Origin of the sequence: Pseudomonas vancouverensis (assembly GCF_004348895.1) — a bacterium.
Lineage (GTDB): Bacteria > Pseudomonadota > Gammaproteobacteria > Pseudomonadales > Pseudomonadaceae > Aquipseudomonas > Aquipseudomonas vancouverensis.
This window is the reverse complement of record NZ_RRZK01000009.1, coordinates 63702-85028: the sequence shown is the minus strand read 5'-3', so window position 1 is coordinate 85028 and position 21327 is coordinate 63702. Positions and strand designations below refer to the sequence as shown.

At 59.2% G+C, this 21327-nt stretch carries 17 protein-coding genes; 4 read left to right on the top strand and 13 right to left on the bottom strand.

What is annotated here, in order from left to right:
* Window positions 1-2 precede the first annotated feature (2 nt).
* From EIY72_RS10065 to EIY72_RS10030, 8 genes are all read right to left on the bottom strand, one after another.
* Entirely contained in the window at window positions 3-1202 is a 1200-nt protein-coding gene (locus tag EIY72_RS10065; RefSeq protein WP_093224152.1) for a phosphotransferase family protein, read from the bottom strand.
* Entirely contained in the window at window positions 1199-2236 is a 1038-nt protein-coding gene (locus EIY72_RS10060; RefSeq protein ID WP_093224155.1) for an amidohydrolase family protein, read from the bottom strand. The genes EIY72_RS10065 and EIY72_RS10060 overlap by 4 nt, the downstream gene beginning before the upstream one ends.
* Window positions 2237-2464: 228 nt before the next feature.
* Complete coding sequence (locus tag EIY72_RS10055; protein ID WP_093224158.1) at window positions 2465-3826, bottom strand: DUF1329 domain-containing protein; 1362 nt, start codon at window positions 3824-3826, stop codon at window positions 2465-2467.
* A gap of 27 nt (window positions 3827-3853) precedes the next feature.
* Window positions 3854-5521, bottom strand: a complete 1668-nt coding sequence (locus tag EIY72_RS10050) for a DUF1302 domain-containing protein (protein WP_093224161.1) — start codon at window positions 5519-5521, stop codon at window positions 3854-3856.
* Between the two features lie 64 nt (window positions 5522-5585).
* The gene (locus tag EIY72_RS10045; RefSeq protein ID WP_197678799.1) at window positions 5586-7091 is read right to left on the bottom strand and encodes an aldehyde dehydrogenase family protein; all 1506 of its coding nucleotides are present in this window, start codon (window positions 7089-7091) and stop codon (window positions 5586-5588) included.
* Window positions 7088-8707, bottom strand: a complete 1620-nt coding sequence (locus EIY72_RS10040) for a GMC family oxidoreductase (RefSeq protein ID WP_093224164.1) — start codon at window positions 8705-8707, stop codon at window positions 7088-7090. Before EIY72_RS10040 ends, EIY72_RS10045 begins: the two co-directional genes overlap by 4 nt.
* A gap of 48 nt (window positions 8708-8755) precedes the next feature.
* A complete protein-coding gene (locus tag EIY72_RS10035; RefSeq protein WP_093224167.1) occupies window positions 8756-8986 on the bottom strand; it encodes a ferredoxin in 231 nt (76 codons plus the stop codon).
* Entirely contained in the window at window positions 8983-10263 is a 1281-nt protein-coding gene (locus tag EIY72_RS10030) for a cytochrome P450 (protein WP_093224170.1), read from the bottom strand. The genes EIY72_RS10035 and EIY72_RS10030 overlap by 4 nt, the downstream gene beginning before the upstream one ends.
* Before the next feature lie 265 nt (window positions 10264-10528).
* On the opposite strand from EIY72_RS10030, the gene EIY72_RS10025 reads away from it, so the two are divergent.
* Window positions 10529-11128, top strand: coding sequence for a TetR/AcrR family transcriptional regulator (locus EIY72_RS10025; RefSeq protein WP_231985496.1), 600 nt, complete (start codon window positions 10529-10531; stop codon window positions 11126-11128).
* 5 nt (window positions 11129-11133) lie between these two features.
* Here the strand turns inward: EIY72_RS10025 and EIY72_RS10020 are convergent, their stop codons facing one another.
* Window positions 11134-12045 carry a LysR family transcriptional regulator gene (locus tag EIY72_RS10020; protein WP_093224176.1) on the bottom strand — a complete coding sequence of 304 codons (912 nt, stop codon included), beginning with the start codon at window positions 12043-12045 and terminating at the stop codon, window positions 11134-11136.
* A gap of 109 nt (window positions 12046-12154) precedes the next feature.
* Window positions 12155-13081 (bottom strand): quinone oxidoreductase family protein, encoded by a 927-nt coding sequence (locus tag EIY72_RS10015; protein ID WP_093224179.1) that lies wholly within the window; start codon window positions 13079-13081, stop codon window positions 12155-12157.
* A 239-nt stretch (window positions 13082-13320) separates the two neighbouring features.
* Here EIY72_RS10015 and EIY72_RS10010 point away from each other — a divergent pair, with 239 nt between their 5' ends.
* From EIY72_RS10010 to folE, 3 genes are all read left to right on the top strand, one after another.
* Complete coding sequence (locus EIY72_RS10010; protein WP_093224182.1) at window positions 13321-13767, top strand: hypothetical protein; 447 nt, start codon at window positions 13321-13323, stop codon at window positions 13765-13767.
* 200 nt (window positions 13768-13967) lie between these two features.
* On the top strand, window positions 13968-17531 hold the full coding sequence (locus EIY72_RS10005; protein ID WP_093224185.1) for an indolepyruvate ferredoxin oxidoreductase family protein: 3564 nt from the start codon (window positions 13968-13970) through the stop codon (window positions 17529-17531).
* Between the two features lie 61 nt (window positions 17532-17592).
* Complete coding sequence (gene folE, locus EIY72_RS10000; RefSeq protein ID WP_093224188.1) at window positions 17593-18159, top strand: GTP cyclohydrolase I FolE; 567 nt, start codon at window positions 17593-17595, stop codon at window positions 18157-18159.
* Between the two features lie 32 nt (window positions 18160-18191).
* Here the strand turns inward: folE and EIY72_RS09995 are convergent, their stop codons facing one another.
* The 3 genes from EIY72_RS09995 to EIY72_RS09985 are packed head-to-tail and all read right to left on the bottom strand — an operon-like array spanning window position 18192 to window position 21318.
* The gene (locus EIY72_RS09995) at window positions 18192-18947 is read right to left on the bottom strand and encodes an SDR family NAD(P)-dependent oxidoreductase (RefSeq protein WP_093224191.1); all 756 of its coding nucleotides are present in this window, start codon (window positions 18945-18947) and stop codon (window positions 18192-18194) included.
* 23 nt (window positions 18948-18970) lie between these two features.
* Entirely contained in the window at window positions 18971-20026 is a 1056-nt protein-coding gene (locus EIY72_RS09990; protein WP_093224194.1) for a phosphotransferase family protein, read from the bottom strand.
* Entirely contained in the window at window positions 20023-21318 is a 1296-nt protein-coding gene (locus EIY72_RS09985; RefSeq protein WP_132680124.1) for an acyl-CoA dehydrogenase family protein, read from the bottom strand. The genes EIY72_RS09990 and EIY72_RS09985 overlap by 4 nt, the downstream gene beginning before the upstream one ends.
* Between the last annotated feature and the right edge of the window lie 9 nt (window positions 21319-21327).

Below are 21327 nucleotides of genomic sequence, written 5' to 3'. Positions count from 1 at the left end.
GCTCAATCCTCCAGTAAATGTTGATAGGCTGACGTCAACGGCCGCGCGCCCTGCCCCAGTATCGGCGTTCGACGTGGTTTTCGGCGATGAGTCAGCAAGCGCACGGTGTCGAAATCCTCGGCAGCAGCAAAAAAACGCTCCACCATCGGCAAGCCCGATTGTCCCCAATCATCCATGTTCGACATCCACGTCTGCATGCCCCAGACCGGCCATCGGCGTAATTGCTCCCAAGCGGCATCCTGATCGAGCACACCCTCGGCACCGAGACTGAGCAACTTCTCCCGGTATACCCGAAGCAGACGCTGAGCGTCAGCCTCGCGCTCGGCCACTGTCAATGCGCCGATCATGAAATACGCGACATCCCGCCATGGCCGACCGCGACGAGCCAGCTGCCAGTCCAGCCAGATGCGTTGACCATCGCTGCGCAGAAAACTGTTGCCCTGATGCGAATCGCCGTGGATGACACAACCGGGCGAAGTCTGCTCCCGCTCAAAGGCCGCCAATTCATCGAACGCATGACTGAACAACTCCGGTGTCTCGTACATCCACGCCGGCAGCACACGCCGGTAGTCCGGTTTGCGCAGATTGACCTTGATGTAGTTGTACATGCGCAGCAAGCCGTCACAGTCCACCGGGTTGGCCATCGACACCGGTAACCAGTCCTGCGCCTGCAAACTCGAATGACCCCAAGTGGCGCCGTGCAGGGAGGCCAGCGATTCCAGCCCCCGAGCAACACCGTCCACACCCAGATGATCGGTACTGTGACCGAATTGCCCGGCCGCCAGCCCGAGGTCCTCCATCATCACCACACCACGGCCACCCCCATCGGCGTCCCAGTCAGTGAAATAAGTGGCCGGCAAAGGGGCGTCGGTCCAACCGTGGGCCAAATGATAAAAGCGTGATTCGAGCTCGCAGATATCACCGCTTTCAAACCCCTCGGACCAATTCGACTTCAGGCAAACATGCGCGGGAATTCCCGCGCGTTGTCCGACCTCGTTCAATTGGAGTCTGACGCGGTATTTGGTAGTGTGCCCATTGCGCACCTCCACCGCAGACAGCGCCAGCACTTCTATGCCCGGGTAGCGCGGCTGCAATAGCCGCGTAAGCCACGCCGCCGAGACCTCGTCAAGGTAACGAGGCAGACGGCCGTCACGCTGCGGATAAGGCCGCCCGGCCGGTACGCTCGGCAAGCCGCCCGTCACGGCGTCAGCACCCGATTGGCGCTGGCCGGCACGCTCAACTTGAGCAACTCAATAGCGTTGCCGCTGCGAATCCGCTCGCGGTCATGGGTGGACAGGCCCAGTCCTTCCGTCAGATCGCCATGGTCGTAGGCACCACCGAAATTGGTCCCGTACAGCAGGCGATCTGCGCCGACCACCTCCGCCACGCCACGGCGCAGCCCAGGGGCATGCACATCGAGGTCGAAATAGAAGTTCTGCATGTATTCCAGCAGTGGTCGTTTATTTCGTGAATCCGGTGCCATGGCCCGGTTGAGTTCGCTCAAGCGCCCCAGCTGGAAAACCGCCATGCCGCCGGCATGGGTGATGTAGGTCTTCAGGGTCGGGAAAACGTCCAGGGCACCGCCGCAGATCAGGTACCAGAAGAACAGGGTTTCATCGACGCAATCCCCCACGATCGAGGTGGTTTCAAACTTGTCGTCGGTGTGTTTTTCACCCCAGTAAATCGACTGGTTGAAGCCGTGCACCATGATCGGTACATCGAGTTGAGTGAGCTTTTCCCAGACGGGAAACAGGCGTTCGTCGTGAGCCTCCAGGCCATTGAAGTTGGCCCCACCCACGCAGACACCCTTGGCGCCGAGTTGGGTCACCGCACGTTCGATTTCCCTGGTGGCATTCTGAGGGTCCGCCAGGTTGGCGTGGCACCAGAAGTCGAAGTGATCCGGATCAGCACGACAGAACGCCGACAACTCGTCATTGCAGATGCGTGCATATTCATTGGCGAAATCACCAGCCCAATACATGAAGCAGTGCGACGGCGTGGACATCACCAGTTTATCCACGCCTCGCTCCGCCATTAGTTTGCGCCGGCTGGCGTGGCTCATGCGCGCCAGGATATTGGCCTGCGCTTCGGCATCCGTCGCGGCCTTGGCCGGTTGTTTGGTCCCGAGGGAAAAGTGCCCCACGGTCAACCCCTGCACTTTCATGAAGGGCCCCCAGAACTCGTGGCGGTTCAGCATGCCTTCCGTCAGCAAATGGGCGTGGACATCGATCAGCATGGCGTTCTCCTTGTTGTATTAGCCAGCGCAGCGCATCACCGTTTGGCAGGTGAATGGCTCGAATTGAGGTCTGAATACCTCGCCACAAATATAAACACATTTTTAATATGTGTTCAGTTAATTAATAATAAATTGGGCGATTTCGAAGACTGAAAAACACCCGATTGGCAAAAACGGGCAAAAAAAAGCGGCCCATTCAGGCCGCAAACGTGTGTGCAATCGTTCGAATCAGCGCTGCGTTTCCTGAGCGACAATCGACTCGGGTTTCATGTCTCGCTCGGACAGAGGTTCATCGTGCACTCGGTAGCCACCCTTGAGCCCATCGTTGAGCAGTGACCACATGCCTTTGTTGAAGTCGTAACTGACGTTCTTCACCGTGTACGGCAAGGTTTTGTCGTACAGCTGCACACCACTCTGGAACAGCGCCCGGTACAGCACCCCACCCTGGTCCCAGGCGTCATACAGGCCGGCACCGAAGGTGTCTTCATCGAGGTAGTAGGTACGCTTGCTGTAGACGTGGCGTTTGCCCGGTTTGAGTGTGGCTTCCACCACCCACACACGGTGCAGCTCCCAACGTTCACAGGCCGGGTTGGCGTGGTGCGCCATGAACTGCTCTTGCTGACCACAGCCGAAGTAAAACTTGTAGGCGTTGTACGGAATGTACATTTCCTTGCGCCCCACCAGTTTGTAATCGAAGCGATCCTGGCTACCCGAGAACATCTGCAATTCATCAAACAGGTTTACCCCACCCTGGTTGGGGACTGGCGTGTCGTAGTTGAATTCCGGCGCCAACTTGATACGGCGCATGCCTGGTGTATAGCTCCAGGCTCGGCGTGGCTGGCTCTGCGGGTCGAGGAAGTCGGCAAGAATGATCAGTTGCCCGGCACTGCGGGCCGGATAGCTGTCCATCGCCCAGGCACGGTAATACAGTTGTGGATCACGATCAGCCTGCTTGACCTGATAGTACGGCGCTTCCTCCATGGTGGCGGACTCGGCTGTCTTGGTCACCGAACCCTGGGAATCCACCACCCAGCTATTGGACGAAGACGTGGTGGTGTAGCCCGACCCTTTGTAGCGTAGTTGCTGGTTCCAGATCACTTCGTTGCCATTCTGCGGCAAGGGGAACGGCAAACCGCCCCGGCACACTGGGTCCACCGCCAGGTTGTCCTTGGTGGTATGACAGGTACTGGCATTGCGCGCAGAGGCATCGAGTATCTCTTGCGGATACGCGGCCGTGCGATGGCTCGGATAAATATCCAGGTAATAGTCGGGAAATTTGCCGAGCAGCATTTTTTGCCCGCCACTCAATTTGTCGGCGTACTGCTCCATGTTTTTCGAATTGATGCGTAGGATCGGTTTTTCGTCCTTGAAAGGGTCGACCCAGAATCCGCTGTCGGGCTTGAAACCCGGAGGAATCTGCCGCAATCCGCCGGTGTACGGCGGGATGCTGCCATCGGCATTGCCCGCAATGATCGCGCCGAAGGGTGTCAGGGTCTTGCCGATTTGTGCCACTTGATCGGCGGGTGCCGCAGCCATACTGCAGTTGGCGATGCCCAACAACGCCAACGCAAACGCAAATTGTCCTTTCATGATCAGTTACTCCGCTTGTTGGCGTGTTCAGATGGAGGTTTTAAAGGTGAAGGCCAGCCAGCCACGGTCGGTTCCGCCGACGGCGCCGTTGCCACCGACGGTGTCCCCCGGAATGTTCTTCGACTGGGCATCGGTGTCGGAGTAACGCAGGCCAAACTCGTAGCGCTGGGCGTAGGTCATTTGCACGCCGGCCGACCAGGTCAATGCACCTTCATTACCGCCACCGGCGCTGGCGGCGTTGCCGTAGAGGCCGTAATTGACGGTCAGCGGCACGGTCATATCCCACGAGGGGAAGACCGACAGGTACTGCGGCGTGTAGTTGACGGCGAAGGCTGCGTAATCGCGGGTTGAACAACCATCGCTCTTGTCGCCCGAACCGGGTGTACCTACACGTGGATCGACACAGTTAGGACTGTTCTCACCCAGGTAAAGCTCTTCGTGCTCGGTCACTTTGCGCAGGTGGCTGTAGGCAAACTCGCCAATCAAGGTGGCGTTCGGTGCGATGAAGTTTCGCGGTACGCCGTACACGGCGTTGATGACAAAGTGGTAGGTGTCGCCACGAGGTCCTTCGTTATCAGTCGGGTCGACCCCCACTGCGTTCAAGGCTCCGTTTTGGCGATAAGAGATCTCACTGCCCACCGACACCGTATCCAGGACCGTCGACAAACTCAGGCCGACAAGCTTGACGCTACGTGGGTATACCAGACGATAGGTCCCGGTCGCGGCCGAAACTTCCGGCGCCAGCCAGGGCTGATAATCATCGAACTGGCGATAATAGGCGCCGATGGTTGACTGAATGGCATCAACATCGTACTTGGCCATTACCCCCCAGTTGGCAGAGTCACGACCGTATTTGGATTTCTCCCGGTTTAAGGAGAAACCTGGCGCGACCGGCAGGCGATCCGGACCTTCAAAAAACGGGTCTGCCGCGCCGAAGTAAGTTCCGCCGTACGGAATGCGGGTGTAGTCCCACTCATAGAAATACTGCGCGGCCAATGTGAGATTGTCAGTGGCCTGGGCTTTGACGGACACCTGCCCGATGGGCAAGAACACTTCCTTGGTCTCGATACCCGGGCTGGTCACCGCCTTGGCGCCGTCGAGCGGTGCTTGCGAATAGGAGATCGCATGAGCCCCGAACAACAAACCCTCACCCCAATAGTTGGTGTGCCGACCGATCTTGACGTTCACCGTGGAGTCGCCCACGCGCAGGTTTTTCCAGAGGAAGGCATCGAGAATTTCCCCTGACGGGCCTTCGACGTAGCGCTTTACTTCCGAGCTGTAGTGGTCATTGTCGTAGCTGGTCTGGAAACCGGGAACGTTACTGTGCACGTCGTCGTTGTGGTAGGCCTGGTCATACCAGCCGGCGGCACTGAGTCGCGCGCCCCACTCCTTGCGGTAGGAAAAATCGACTTCGGTGAGCAAGTCGACCCGGTTGGTGACGACGTCATTCTTGTCGAACTTGCCGTCCGACTCATCGTAGTTGGGATTGTTCATGATGCGCCGGTCCTGCCCCTCCATACGCATGCCCAAGGTGTATCGCAAGGTGTTGTCCCAACGCAGTTGATAATCCGGGTTGGTCAGCTCGATGGGCACGGCCATCGCCGCGCCACTGTAGTCGAAGGCCAACTTCCCCACCGCCAGCAGCATCACAACCCGCTGAGCTCGCATGCGCCCCTTTTTACTCATGTGTTTCATGCAAACCACCTTTTGTTTTTATTGTCAGTCGTTTCGTCTGCACCCTCGTTCAAGGGCGCCCTGGCTAGCGCCCGATGGGGTAGATGATGGATTTTTCCTGGGTGAACTCCTTGAGCCAGTTCGGTCCGAACTCACGCCCCAGGCCCGACCGTTTGTACCCGCCGATCGGCGCATACGGCAGGCTGCCGCTGCCGCCATTGAGGTAAACACTGCCGGCGCGAATCCGTCGGGCCAGGGCATAAGCCGTGGCGGCATCTGCTGAAGCCACCGCACCGTTCAGGCCAAAGCGCGAATCGTTGGCGATGGACACGGCCTCATCGTCATTGTCAAAGCCGATCACCACACCCACCGGCCCGAAGATTTCCTCCTGCGCAATGAGCATGTCGTTGCGCACGTCATCGAACAGGGTGATGTCGGTGAAGAAGCCTTGGCGCAAATGCGCAGGTCGCCCCCCGCCACAAACCAGCGTCGCCCCGGCATCGCGACCGCTGGCAATGAAGTGTTCGACCTTGGCCCGCTGCGACTCGCGAATCAGCGGCCCCATCATCACGCTCGGATCCGCCGGATCACCCACTTTCCATTGACCGGCAATGGCCTTGGCACATTGCACGAACTGTTCACGTACCGAGTGATGCACCACAAAACGGGTCAGCAGTGCGCAACCCTGCCCGGCGTTGACCGCCAGTCCCGCAACAGCGCCGAGGGCCGTCGCTTGAATGTCCGCGTCGGCGCGCACGATCAACGCCGATTTGCCGCCCAGCTCCAGGTGCACGCGTTTGAGAGTCGGTGCAGCCTGGCTCATGATGCTCACACCCACAGCTTCCGAACCTGTGAACGAGACCATGTCCACCCGTGGATCACTGCTCAACAGGCTGCCCACCTCAACGCCACCGGTGATGATGTTCAGCACACCTTTGGGCAAACCGATCTCTTCGGCAATCTGACCAAACAGCAGCGCCGAATAGGGGGTAAAGGGCGATGGCTTGAGCACCAGGGTGTTGCCGGCCAGCAACGCGGGAAACACTTTGGCCAGGTTGAGCAGGAACGGAAAGTTGTAGCCGGTGATCCCGGCGACCACGCCTATGGCTTCCCGCTCCACCGTGCCGCTGCCGAGAATCATCGACCCGGTCGGGTTGAACGGATCGGGATTGGCCTGCACCGGAATCTGCACGCTATCGCTGTGCAACGACTGCTCGATGGCCGTCAGTACATGGCCCAACGGCATGTCCACCTGCATGGCATAGGTGACGCCTTGCGAGCAGCCGACTTCAGCGATGATCAGCGCCGCAATCTGCTCACGCCTGGCCACCAGTGCAGCATGCATACGCCGCATATGGTCGGCACGCTCGGCCATGCTCAACCGGGGCCACGGGCCGTTGTCAAAAGAGTTGCGCGCAGCCGCAATGGCGGCCTCGGTGCTGTGCAGATCGCCGGTCGGCGCATGCCCGATCACTGCTTCCGTCGCCGGGTTGAGCACGGCTTCACGCGGCCCATCGGCGCCCACCCACGCACCGTCGATGTACAACTTGTCCAGTTGAGTAAAGGGGACACTCACAGTGCTCTGGTTCATCGTGTTGTGATTCCTGAGGATTTGCCTGTAATGAGTTCTGCTGCGCGCATGGCGATCGCCATGGCCGGGGCATTGGTGTTGCCGGAGACCAGGCAAGGCATCACCGAGGTGTCGACTACGCGCAGCCCCTCGACACCCCGCACGCGCAGCTGCGGATCAAGCACCGAAGCGCTATCGCTGCCCATGCGACAGGTGCCGGAAACGTGGAAAGCGGTTTGGCCGAAGCGCCGGAACGCCGCAAGAATCTGCTCGTCGCTTTCCACCCCCGGGCCGGGTGTCAGTTCTCCGACGAGGAAGGATTTGAGCACTGGCTGGTCGGCCAGGCGGCGGAACCAGCGGAACAAGGCAATCGCGGAGGAACGATCGATGTCGGCACTCAAGTAATTGGCGTTGATCTGCGGCGGCACGGAGGGGTTCGCTGACCGAATGCGCACCTCGCCCTGGCTCTGGGGCCGCAGGAAATAACCGCCGATGGTCAGACCGGGCTGCTTGTCGATTGCAACCTTGTTACCGTCGCCATCCATGGAATAGAGGCTGACTCCGATTTGTGCATCCGGCAGGTCCAGCTCGGGGCGGGTCTTGATAAAACCACCGGCCTCATGGGCCGCATGGGTCATTGGCCCCTTCTTGCGCAGGAAGTATTGCGCCACCGCACCCAGCAAACCCACACCATGGAAACAGTGATTGAAGCTGCCGCTGGTCACCCGGTACTGCATGGCCATGTACACATGCTCACGCAGATTGCGCCCGACGTCCGGAGCATCCTGCAGCACTTCGATACCCAGTGAGTTCAATAGCCCGGCCGGGCCGATGCCGGACAACTGCAACAGCTTGGGTGATTCGATGGCACCGGCACACACCATCACTTCACGACGTACCTCGAACCGGTTCTTTCCGTCGCTGTTGCTGACCTGTACGGCACTGGCGCGGCGCTTGTCGAACACAATGCGCTGCACGTCCGTGTCGGTCATCACTGTCAGGTTGGGACGGTGGCGCACCGGGTCGAGAAAGGCTTTTGCGGCACTGAATCGCTGGCCTTTCCAGGTGGTCTGCGGCTGATAACCAAAGCCGCCGTGCAGCACGGAGTCGACATGGTTGGTATCGTCCGTTTGCGCCACCCCGAGCTCGCCGGCGGCGCTGATGATTGCATCGCACAGGGCATGCCGGGTGGGATGGACGGTGACCTTGAGCGGCCCACCGACACCGCGCCATTTGCCCTTGCCCAGTTGATGATCTTCCAGGGCAACGAACTGACGCCCCATGTCACCCCAGCCCCAGCCCGTGCAACCCTGTGCTTCCCAACTGTCGTAATCGGCGGGCGTGCCTCGCACATAGACCATGCCGTTCACTGAACTGGAGCCACCAATGGTCTTGCCCTTGAGCCATTGCTCGTCAGTCATGCCTTCGCCACGCGCAGCCTGGTAGCTCCAGACATGGGGATTGCCAGGGTTGAGCAATTTGCCGATGCCACGCGGCATGGCGATCAAGGGGCTGGTGTGATCCGGTCCGCTTTCGATCAGCAGGACGGAGATCCTGGAGTCGGCGGACAATCGATTGGCCAACACGCAGCCAGAGGAACCCGCACCAATAATGATGTAGTCGTAGATTTTGCTCATTGTTGTTCTTCTTTTTGCTGGTTGCTGTAAGCCTGCGACCGTCGGCGGTCAGTCGGCCTTTGGCGGCGCCTGCCGGGTTTCGGCCGGTGTATCACGCACTTCGATTACACGTTCAGGACAGGCCCGGGCACCTCGCTGGGCCAGCCCCTCCTGCCCCGCAACCACGATGAAGCCATCGCTGGCGATGTAACCGTTGTCATCCAGCGGGTAGAGTGACGGCGCGACGTTGTGGCAACGGGCATGGCCGACGCAGCCGGATTGGTTGATCAGCACTTTCATGCGCTGGCCACCGCTTGAGAGGAAACCTCTGTCGCCGCACCCGCCAGGTCCCACTGCAAGTGCAGCTCTTCCATGCCGAACACACCGAAAGCGTTGAATCGAGGCGTACTGTCATCAGCGATGCGAAACGGTGGCAGCCGCTGTAACCAAAGCTCCAAGGCGATACGCAACTCCCGGCGAGCCAGGTGGGAGCCCACGCAACGGTGCACACCATAGGAAAACGCCATGTGAGGCGCAGCACCCGCACTGCGTAGAAAGTCGACCTTGTCGGCCTCGTCGAACACTTCAGGATCGAGGTTGGCCAGCTCAGTACTGATCAACACCATGTCGCCCTTCTTCATCATCGCGTCGCCGATTTGCACGTCGCAGGTGACCGTGCGGCGCATATTGACGATTGAATATGAGCGCAACAGTTCTTCCACGGCATCGCCGATCAACTCAGGGTTTGCTCGCAGTTGAGCCTGCTGTTCCGGGTGGCGCGCCAGATGGCGAAAGAACAGACCCAGGCAGGACGTCACCGTGTCCAGACCGGCGATAAAAATCAGGAAGTTGATGCCAAGCATTTCGTCATCGGTGAGCGGCCGGCCATCGATCTCGCTGGTCAGCAGGTAGCTGGTGAAGTCATCCCCGGGATTGGCGCGACGCTCGGCGATGTGCTGGCGGATCCAGGTGGTGATGGCTCGCGCATTGTCGGTCACCGTTTGCATGTCAAAGCTTTTGATCAGTGTCTGCGTCCAGTGCTGGAACAGCGGCCGATCTTCCAGTGGCCAGCCCATCAGCGTAAGGAAGATCAGGGTGGGAAAGGGTTTGGCAAATGCTTCGTTGAAATCGCAGCGGCCCTGGGCGATTACCTCGTCGATCAGTTGATTCGCCAGCAAGCGTATGTCCTGTTCAAGCGCCTCGACCTTCCTGGGGGTGAACAACGGATTAAGCAGTGCACGGTATTTGGCGTGTTCCGGCGGGTCGATTTCCAGCGGCGCCAGACGCCAGCTTTCACCGAGCAACATCGAATAGGGTGTCAGGCCCACACTGCTGAAGGTTTGCGGGTCTTGCAGAATACGCCGCAAGTCTTCCGCACGGCGAGGCACCCAAGTACCCGGCAGGAAACCCAGGCGTGGAATCCAGAAAATCGGCGGGGTCGTCTGGTGCAACGCAGCGGCCCACTGATAGGCATTTTCACCTTGCGCGGTGAGCTCCGCCCACAGGTCGAAATCACGGACCAGGTGCGGCGGGATATGCGCGGGAAAAGGCTGGGGCGTCGCATCGGCATGGCTCATTATTGTTCTCCAGTGTCTCTGTCGGACTGGAGAAACGGTACTGCCGGCGGGTGGTCGCCACAACGGACGGAACGGCGATTTTGTTCGGCAACCCGATATTTCATTAACACTTTCGATAAATATGTCCTAAAACATATTCTGCAGATATGAAACAACACAGCCATGTTTCACTCAGCACCGTCGGGCGACACCTGCGCCAGACGCCAAGACTCCAATAAAAAAAGCTCTGCAGAGGTACAGGATGTCTCACTTAGCTCGTGTGCAAATGTTCGACAAAAACATCCCTAGTCAACGCCACGCCTTACGCTCCCAACGCACCCGTGAGCTGCTGCTCGACCACATGTACCGCCTGGCGCTGGAAAAGGGCTACGAGGGAATTACCGTCCAGCAACTGCTCGATAGTTCAGGCGTGGCCCGATCGACCTTCTATGCACACTTTCGCGACAAGGAAGACCTGATCGTCGCAGGATACGAGGCCATCGGCATTCCCGCGACGAAGGTGACCGAGGTCGATGGCGATCGCCGCGTCGTGCTGGATGTCTCAACCTGGCTGTTCAGCGCGACCGAGCGTCACGCCGCATTGACTACGGCATTTTTCAGCGGGCCGGGGCAGAACGTGATTCTTGCCCATCTGGAAAACATCCTGATCATTCAGGTGCGTGAACATTACCGAAAACAGGGCCTATACCAGACCGAGCGCATGCGAGGCGAAGCGGCCGTGCGCTGTTTTGTCGGCGCATTGGTGGGGCTGTGGTTGTGGTGGGTGCGTCATGACTACCCGAACTCGGCGCAGGAAATGACCGAGACTTTCGACAGCCTGATGAATAACGGGACCTGGCCGCCGACCTGCAGCGTCAGGGAGTAGCCACGCTACGAGGCACACGCCATGATCAGAAACTGCCGGAACGCTTGAGCCGGGTCGGACAAACGATGATTCGGCAGCCAGATCAGCCCCAGTTCCATTGGTGGAATGACATCCACCAGCGGGCGGACTTCGATCTTTTTACCTTCCAGAGACCAGGCGCGGTAGAGCATGTCGGAAAGAATGGTCACGCCGAAACCATGGGCCACCAAACCCCGCAGCGCTTCCATCGAAGAGGTGCGAAAGGCCACCTTGGGCGCCAGGCCACGGGACTCCCAGTAACGCAATGTCGACACATCCCCCTCATCCAGCGTGGCAAGGATGTAGGCGTGTTCGGCAACGTCCTCCAGGTTGATCGACGTTTTCGACATGAGCGGGTGCTGACTGGCGAGCCAGAGTTGCCGACGGGAACGTATCAGCACCTGATGCTCAAAACCGCCCAGGCTGGGTGTGTTGGAGACGATGGCCAGCCCCAGGTCGAGATCGCCATTGCTCACCGCGGTTTCTATGCTGTGGCGATCCATGTCGACCAGATCGATGTCCACCTGCGGGTAGCTGCGTTTGAACCGCGCCAACAGCGCGGGCAGGAAATAACCCAGCACCGTGTAAGACGCTCCTACCCGCACGGTGCCTCGCATTGTGTGCCCCAGAAACAGCGGCTCACTGAGGGCATCCTGCAGGGTGTCGAGAATATGCCGTGCGTGCTGGGCGAACTTGTTGCCTTCAGCCGTCAGCGTCACGCCATGGGGTAGGCGATCGAACAAGCTGACACCCATGGACTCTTCCAGGTGCAGAACCGCGGCGGTAATGGCCGACTGCGAGACGTGCACTTTCAGCGCTGCCTGCGAGAACTGCCCGGCGTCGGCAGCCGCCACGAAGTAGCGCAGTTGGCGCATCGAAATATCTTTGCCCTTGTTCATCCCGACTTCCGATACCGGTCATGACAGCAAAACACCGCAGGCACGACTGCGCCCGGCAGATGCAGGAAATGCCGAAGCGCCCGTTGAAGGGCGCCGTGCAATGAAACCTTCAGCGGCGAATGGTGGCCGTGATCTTGGCGTGCGGTCCATTGACCTGAGCGGCCCAGGCTTCGGCGGCCTGATCAAGGGTGTAATCCAGATAATCCACCTGGATCTGCTGCTCTTTGGCGATCTTCAACAGGCGCAACCAGATTTGCTCGCGGTCAGCGGGCGGACGCTGGCCAGTGCCGATGCAAGACAAGCTGCGGAACAACAGATCGGCGATATCCAGATTGAGCTGGCGTCCGGCACCGGTGCCGATGGTCATGATCCGTGCGCCCCAGTTGGTGGCTTTCAGAGACGTCAGCATCGGCTGACCGCACACCAGGTCGAGGACCACGTCAAAACCACCGCCAGCTGCTTCTTTGAGCGCACCGACATCATCGCTGCCGCCCAACGTGACCACTTCGTCTGCGATGCCTTGCGCCTTCAAGCGGCCCAACGCTTCGGCCGAGCGCGCGGCCCCCACCACCTTGCCTGCACCCATACCGCGGGCCAGTTGTAACGCGATCTGGCCGAGGGTTCCGGTGGCACCGAGGATCAATACTTTCTCGCCCTTCTGAATCGCCGCTTTTTCCAATGGCACAATGGCGCCGGTCGCGGCGATGCCCATGCTGATTGCAGTTTTATCGTCGACGTCATCAGGCACAGTCCAGACTTCCGCCTGAGGTACCAGGGTGCGTTCAGCCCATGCTCCGAATGGCAACACCGAACGCTCACCGAAATACACGCGGCGACCATCTGGCGCACGGCCTACGCCCTCACCGCGAATGACACAGGGATACTCGACACCCAAACGATAGGCGCCCAATACATCCCAGCCGCCAAGACCGGCAGTATCGACATCAATCAGCACCGCGCCTTCTTGCGGCTCTGGCTCACGAAACTCACCGACTACCGGTAGCGCGTTACGCTCGGAAATGACTGCTGCACGCATGGGGTTCTCCTTTTCTGTTTTGTTTTCAGTCTGTGCCCGGGCAGATAATTGAACACATATCTGTTATTTGTCCATATATTTACTCAAATCAAGCGGTTTTTGTCTGCCCTTTCCCGCCTGCAGCGTGAAGCCTCGACCCGCGCAACAACACCCTCTGTCCGCCCCTCCCGCAGGAAAATGCCCAGTGAGCTATACCGAAAATCCCCGCCTTGCACTTTTTTCAGCACAGGAGGTTGATCATGAACACGAGAAATCCAATGGCGGCGCTGATGACCGCTGTGGTGATCCTCGGGTGTACGAACTCATCCAGTCAGACGGTCACTTTCCCCCTATCGGCTACCCCTCAGAACCTCGGCCAGATCGCCAATACCACCTTGGCCAGCCAGGGCAACCAGACCGGCTTCACCTTTGTCATCAGTGGGGTTCCCAGCGGCACCCTGCGCCCCTTGAACCTCTATACGTCGATCCATAAAGGCAGCTGCAAACAGCCCGGTCCTGTTGCGTACGAGATGAATGACCGGATCAACACCAACCGCATTTCTTCGACACGCGGCTGGACTTATTCAAGAAGCGCCCCGGTCGCTCTGTCAGCGCTGTTTTCCGGCGATTACTACGTGGTTGTCACCACCACACCGGCCGATGGCAACATCGATATTTTCTGCGGAGATCTCAAACAAACAGCGTAGTGAAAATTGACGTTTCACCGCACTCAACACCCTGCGCAACACCGTAAAAAACACGCTGCATTCCGGTATCTGAATATCCAATATCAGGCCGTCGTTTTTGTGATTTTACGATCCCGCCCACCGCTCCCTAGACTCCAGCCAATAACGAGGCAACGCCGTTCTCCTGGCGCCGCCATGACAATAAAGCCTGGAGGATGAGCATGAGTGCGTCCCCGTCCCTGGATGACAAATACATCCAGCACAGCGGAAAAGTTTTACTCACCGGTATTCAGGCCCTGGTACGTCTGCCCCTGATGCAGCGTCAACGGGACCTGGCCAATGGTTTGAACACTGCCGGGTTCATTTCCGGCTATCGTGGCTCGCCCTTGGGTGGTTTTGATCAGGCATTGTGGAAAGCCCGGAACTACCTCAAGGAGCACCACACGGTGTTCCATCCAGGCATGAACGAGGACCTTGCCGCCACATCGATCTGGGGCACGCAACAGGTCAATATCTTTGAAGGCGCCACCTACGATGGCGTATTCGGCATGTGGTACGGCAAGGGCCCAGGCGTCGACCGCTGCGGCGATGTGTTCCGACATGCCAACGCTGCCGGCACGTCCCAATTCGGCGGTGTACTGGCCATTGCCGGTGATGATCACGGCGCTCGCTCCTCCTCGTTGCCACACCAGACCGAGCACATTTTCAAAGCGGTGATGATGCCGGTACTTGCACCCTCAGGCGTGCAGGAATACCTCGACTACGGCATGCACGGCTGGGCCATGTCGCGTTACTCCGGCTGTTGGGTGGCACTCAAGGCGGTGGCGGACACCGTAGAAAGCGCAGCCGTCGTCGATATCGACATCCACCGCGTCCAGCCGGTTATTCCAGATATCCCACTGCCGGAAGGTGGCTTGAATATCCGTTGGCCAGATCCGCCTCTCGCGCAGGAACAACGACTGCTGGAACACAAACTGTACGCCGCCCTCGCCTACGCCCGCGCCAACCGGCTCGATCGTATTGTGATGGACTCACCGAAAGCGCGAATCGGCATTGTCACCTCGGGCAAATCCTACCTCGACGTCTGCCAGGCGCTAAAAATCCTCGGCATCGACGAAGCGCTCGCGCAGCAGATCGGACTGCGCGTGTACAAGGTCGGCATGGTTTGGCCCCTGGAGGCCGAAGGCGTGCGGCAGTTCGCCGAGGGCCTGGAGGAGATTGTGGTGGTGGAAGAAAAACGCCACCTGATCGAGTACCAGTTGAAGGAAGAACTCTACAACTGGCGTGAAGACGTGCGTCCACGCATCGTTGGCAAGTTTGACGATAAGGGCGAATGGAGCCTGCCGCACACCGACTGGCTGCTGCCGGCAGTCAACGACCTCACACCGGCGATGATCGCCCGCGCACTGGCCAAGTGTATTTTGCGTTTGCATCAGAATGGTCCGTTGCAAGTTCGCCTCGCAGTGCTGGACGCGCAGCTGGCCAGTAAACACCAGTTCAGCAACCTGATGGAGCGTGTACCCCATTACTGCTCAGGTTGCCCGCACAACACATCGACCAAAGTCCCGGCGGGAAGTCGAGCCCTGGCCGGCATAGGCTGCCACTACATGGCAGCATGGATTTATCCGCAGACCCAGACTTTCAGCCAGATGGGCGGCGAAGGCGTGGCGTGGATCGGACAGGCGCCATTTACCAAAACCGAGCATGTGTTTGCCAACCTCGGTGACGGCACCTATTTCCACTCCGGCATTCTCGCCATCCGGGCTGCCATCGCTGCAAAAGTGCAGATCACCTACAAGATCCTCTACAACGATGCCGTGGCCATGACCGGCGGCCAACCGGTGGATGGCAGTCTCAGCGTCGCACAGATCAGCCGGCAGCTTGCCGCCGAAGGCGTGCAACGCCTTGTCGTGGTCAGTGACGATGTCGAGAAGTACCAGCACATCCATGATCTGGCCGACGGCGTGCCGGTGCTGCGCCGCGACAAAATGGAGGAAGTGCAGGAACAATTGCGTCAGTACAAAGGTGTGTCCGCAATCATCTATGACCAGACCTGCGCTGCGGAAAAACGTCGACGTCGTAAACGTGGCAAGTTCCCGGATCCGGCACGCCGAGTGGTGATCAACGAAGCGGTGTGTGAAGGTTGTGGTGATTGCAGCAGCAAGTCCAACTGCATGTCAGTGGTGGCCGTGGAAACCGAGTACGGTCGCAAACGTGAAATCGACCAATCCTCCTGCAACAAGGATTTCACCTGCCTTAACGGTTTTTGCCCAAGCTTCGTAACCGTCGAGGGCGGCGCGCTGCGTAAACCCAAAGCCCTTGCGTCGAGTGCGGAGGATTCTTGGGACCTGCCCACGCCACCCACCGTCTCGCTGAATGAGCCGTACAGCATTCTGGTGACTGGCGTGGGGGGAACCGGTGTGGTGACCATCGGCGCGCTGCTGGGGATGGCCGCGTTTATCGAAGGTAAAGGCACCCTCAACCTGGACATGGCCGGCATGGCGCAGAAAGGTGGTGCGGTTTGGTCACATATCCGTATCGCCGAACACCAGGAACAACTGTTCGCCCCCCGCATCGCCGAAGGTGAAGCCGCCCTGCTGTTAGGCTGCGATCTGGTGGTCAGCGCCAATACCGAAACCCTGTCCAAGCTGCGTCATGGCGTGACCCATGCCTTGATCAACAGCGAAGAAACCATCACCAGTGCTTTTGTCCGCACCTTCGCCCAGCAGGCGGAAAGTGGTGACTTGCTGAAGCACCCGGACCCGACCTTCCAGACTGGCAACATGTCAGCGCAAATTGCCGAGGCAGTCGGGGCTGCTCAAGCGGACTTTGTCGACGCCAGCAAAATTGCTACGGCCTTGATGGGTGACTCCATTGCCACCAACACGTTCATGCTCGGCTATGCCTACCAGAAAGGATGGTTGCCCGTGGGCAAGGCGGCACTGCAAATGGCGATCGAGATGAACGGCACGGCGGTGGCATTCAATCTCTCCGCCTTTGCCTGGGGCCGACGTAGTGCCCATGACCTGCCGCGGGTATTGAGCAAACTGGAAGCGGCCAAGGTGAAAAGCGCAGATCGCCAACTGTCGCAAAGCCTCGAAGAAACGCTGGCACGTCGCGTGGAGTTTCTCACGGCTTACCAGAATTACGCTTATGCCCAACGTTACTGGCAACGCGTCGATCAATTCATCAAGGCGGAAACCGCCTTGCTGGGACAACCCGGAAAACTGTCGGCAAGCGTTGCGCGTAACTACTTCAAAGTGTTGGCGATCAAGGATGAGTACGAAGTGGCCCGTCTGTTTACCGATGGACAATTCCTCGAAAAAATCCAGGCCAGCTTCGAGGGCGATTACCGCTTGCGCTTCCACCTGGCGCCACCGGTACTGAACGATAACGGCTTGGGTCGCGAACCGAAAAAACGCAGTTTCGGGCCATGGATGCTGCAGGGATTCAAGCTGTTGGCCAAACTCAAGTTCCTGCGCAATACCTGGCTCGACCCATTTGGCCGTACCCATGAACGCAAGGTGGAACGCAACTGGTTGGCCGATTACGAAAGCATTCTCGACGAGGTCCTCAGCGGCTTGAGCATCGACAAGCTCGGCCTGGCTCAGGACCTGGTGGAGCTGCCTGAAAGTGTTCGTGGATATGGACCGGTCAAGGAGCGTTTCCTGGCTCATGCCCAACAGCGTCGGGCGCAGCTGCTGGAGCAGTGGAGCAATGGAGCCGCCGCCCAGTTCCATGATGCCAGTCAGGACAACCGCAAAATCGCGGTCACTCAACTGTAAGCCTTGCCCGGGCCGCAGCCTGTGTGGCCCGGGAGATTGACGAGTTGAACAAGGACACCTCATGAATGAACAACTGACCCGAAACTACCGTGAGATTCTCCAGGGTGTCGGTGAGAATCCGCAACGTGAGGGCTTGCTGGACACACCGGCACGCGCGGCGAAAGCCATGCAGTACCTGTGTCACGGTTATCAGCAAAATCTCGAACAGGTCGTCAATGGTGCGCTGTTTGAATCGGATAACGATGAGATGGTCATCGTTCGTGATATCGAGCTCTATTCGTTGTGCGAGCATCACCTGCTGCCGTTCATAGGCAAGGCCCATGTCGCCTACCTGCCAACGGGCAAAGTACTGGGGCTTTCGAAGATCGCGCGGATTGTCGACATGTTCGCGCGCCGCCTGCAGATTCAGGAAAACCTGACCCGTCAGGTGGCCGATGCGATTGCCCGGGTGACCGATGCCGCCGGCGTCGCTGTGGTGATCGAGGCAAAGCACATGTGCATGATGATGCGCGGAGTGGAAAAGCAGAACTCGGTCATGAGCACGTCGGTGATGCTGGGCGTGTTCCGTGATTCATACAACACCCGCCAAGAGTTCCTGCAGTTGATCCGCAACAGCCAGGGGCAGTAAGCCTGAGAGTCCTCAGGCTCGCTGCATCCCGTTCAACTGAGCATCAACATTCCACCGTCGATGACCAGCGTTTGTCCGGTGACAAAACGCGAACCGTCCCCGGCAAGAAACACCAGCACCGGCGCCAGGTCGCGGGCGGGTTCGCCCAGGCGCCCGCCAATGGGTACTTGCCCAGCCATGTAAGCATCATGCTGCTGCAATTGTTCGCTGCTCATGCTTTCACGGGTGGCCTCGTACATCGGCGTCCACATCGCCGGTGCAATGGCATTGACGGTAATCCCCAAGGGGCCCCACTCCCGGGCTACGGTGCGTGTCCAGGCCAACACTGCACCTTTGCTGGCTGCGTAATGGGCTTTACCGGGTTGTCCGAGCACGCCGGCTGCGGAGGCGAAGTTGATTATGCGCCCACCACTGCCCTTAAGCCGTTCATAGGCCGCACGATTGGTCAGGAAGGTGCCTCGAGTATTGACCGCGAACACCTGTTCCCACTCTTCCAGGGTAATTGCATCAGCGCTGGCATTCGGTGCGATTCCTGCGGCGTGCACCAACACATCCAGTCCCTTGAGTCGATCACAGGCCCAGGCAAAAGCGGCGTCCACTGATTGACTGTCGGAGATATCGCAGATTCTCGTCTCTGCCCAACCACCCCCGACACCCGTCATCGGTGCAGCATCGCCAAGGTCAAGACTGACGACATGCGCGCCCTCCTCGACAAAGGCTTTGACCACCGCCGCGCCAATGCCACGGGCACCCCCTGTGACGATGATTCGTTTACCTGCCAACTGCATGGACGATTCCTCTTCGGGTTGTTTTAAGAGCCTGCCTGATCAATACGGCGCAATGCCGAAGCAAACAGGCGCAATGCCGAGGCATGATGCTTTTCACCGGTGATCATCGAGGCTTTGCCGGCGCAGGCACGCGCATGGCTGACTTCGAGGAAGATGCCGAGCTTGAAGCCGGCCAAGACCAGGTACCAGTTGAAATGGTTCAGCGACCGCGAACTCCCGGCGCGGTAGTGGGCAACAAGCTCTTCGCTGCTGCAAAAGCCATCCCACGGGTGCACTTCGATAGTACCGGCACCTCGACCATCGGCACCGGGCCAGGTGACCACCAGCCAGGCCAGGTCGAGCAAAGGGTCGCCGATGGTCGCCAGTTCCCAGTCGACGATGGCCGCCAGCTCCCCGCTGTCGGGTTGGAACATCACGTTGGACAGGTGAAAGTCACCGTGCTGGATACCGGCTTGAAACTGTTGCGGGCAATGTTGGTTCAACCAGTCGGCCAAGCGTTCGAGACCCGGCAGACCGGCAGCCCCCGGCCAACCCGGGTAGTCTTTGACGCTGTCCAACTGAACCAGCCAGCGTGATACCTGACGCTGATGAAAACCCTCCGGCCGCCCGAAGTCCGCCAACCCGACCGCCTCGTGATCGATCTCACCCAGTCGCAACAGCGCGTCCACCATGGCCAGCCCCATACGCCGACGCAGTGCCGGCTGTACGGCATGTGGTGTCGGCAAGCCCTCGGTATTATTGGGATTGAAACCCCGAACCGGCTCCATCAGATAGAAACTCGCGCCCAAAACGTTCTGGTCGGCGCAATCGGCGATCAGCCTGGCATGGGGTACCCGTGAACCGGCCAATGCCTTGAGCAAACGTGCTTCGCGGGCAATGGTCTTGCTGCCGACTTCGCGCAGTTCCGCAGATGGCCGACGCAGTACAAAGTCGCGCTCACCCCGGCGCAATCGCAGCAACAAATTTTGTGTGCCTCCAGCCAGGCGTTGCGCCCCCACGATAGGTCCCCTCTCCAGCCCCATGGTGTCCATCCACTGCGACAGACGCTCGAGGTCGACCAGCTCTTGCCAGTCGTTCATGCCTCCAGCTCGCTCAGACTGGCCAACACGTCAGCGTACTTTTCCCGGGCACGGGCTGCCGCAGTAGGTCGGTGATAATCGGGGAAGCATTCGTCGCAGGGCTGATAGTCACGCAGCAACTGCTTCGCCACCGTGACTTTGTGCACTTCGGTCGGTCCGTCGGCCAGGCCCATTTGAAAAGAGCGAACGATGTAGCCGGTAAACGGCATTTCTTCGCTGACCCCCAGCGAGCCATGCACGTGCAAGGCGCGAGCGGCGATGTCATGCAACACCTTGGGCATGATCGCCTTGACCGCAGCGATGTCTTTGCGCACCCGTTTGTAATCCTGATAGTGATCAATACGCCAGGCTGTGCGCATTACCAATAGACGAAACTGCTCCAGCTCGATCCACGAGTCGGCAACCTTTTCCTGGACCATTTGCTTGTCTGCCAAACGACTGCCCTGAGTCTTGCGCGACAGCGAGCGTTCACACAGTGCATCCAGCGCCTTCTGTGCCTGACCGATCACGCGCATGGCGTGGTGGACACGACCGCCGCCCAGACGTACCTGAGCCACCACAAACGCCTGTCCCGGCGCACCCAACATGTCACTTGCTGGCACACGCACGTTATCGAAGGACAGGTAGGCGTGGGTTGCGGCCGGATCATCGGCAATACCGACGTTGCGGATAATCTGCACCCCCGGAGCGTCGGCGGGAACGATAAACATCGACATGCCTTCGTACACCGAAACCGTTTTGTCCGTCACCGCCATGACGATAAAAAACGAGGCATAGCGGGCATTGGAGGCAAACCATTTTTCCCCGCTCAGCAACCAGTCATCCCCGTGCCGCACCGCTTGCGTGGTGAAGACGGCCGGGTCTGCGCCCCCCTGAGGTTCGGTCATGGCGAAGCAGGAAACGATGTCGCCGTCGAGCAAGGGTTGCAGATAACGGCGCTTCTGCTCCTGGGTGCCGTAATGCGCGAGGATTTCGCCGTTACCCGAGTCCGGCGCCTGGCAACCGAACACTATCGGACCGAACAGTGAGCGTCCGAGAATCTCATTGATCAAGGCCAGACGTACCTGGCCATAACCGGCGCCCCCCAGTTCCGGCCCCAGGTGGCACGCCCACAACTTGCGCGCCTTGACCTGTGCCTGCAAGGGTTTGACCAATTGCTTGAACAGCGGGTCATGGATATTCCACGGACTGCCCAGCACGTGATCGAGGGGTTCGACTTCGGTACGCACGAAACGCTCGATCCAATCCAGCTCCACTTGAAACTCAGGATCTGTCTGAAAGTCCCAGGCCATGGTAGATCT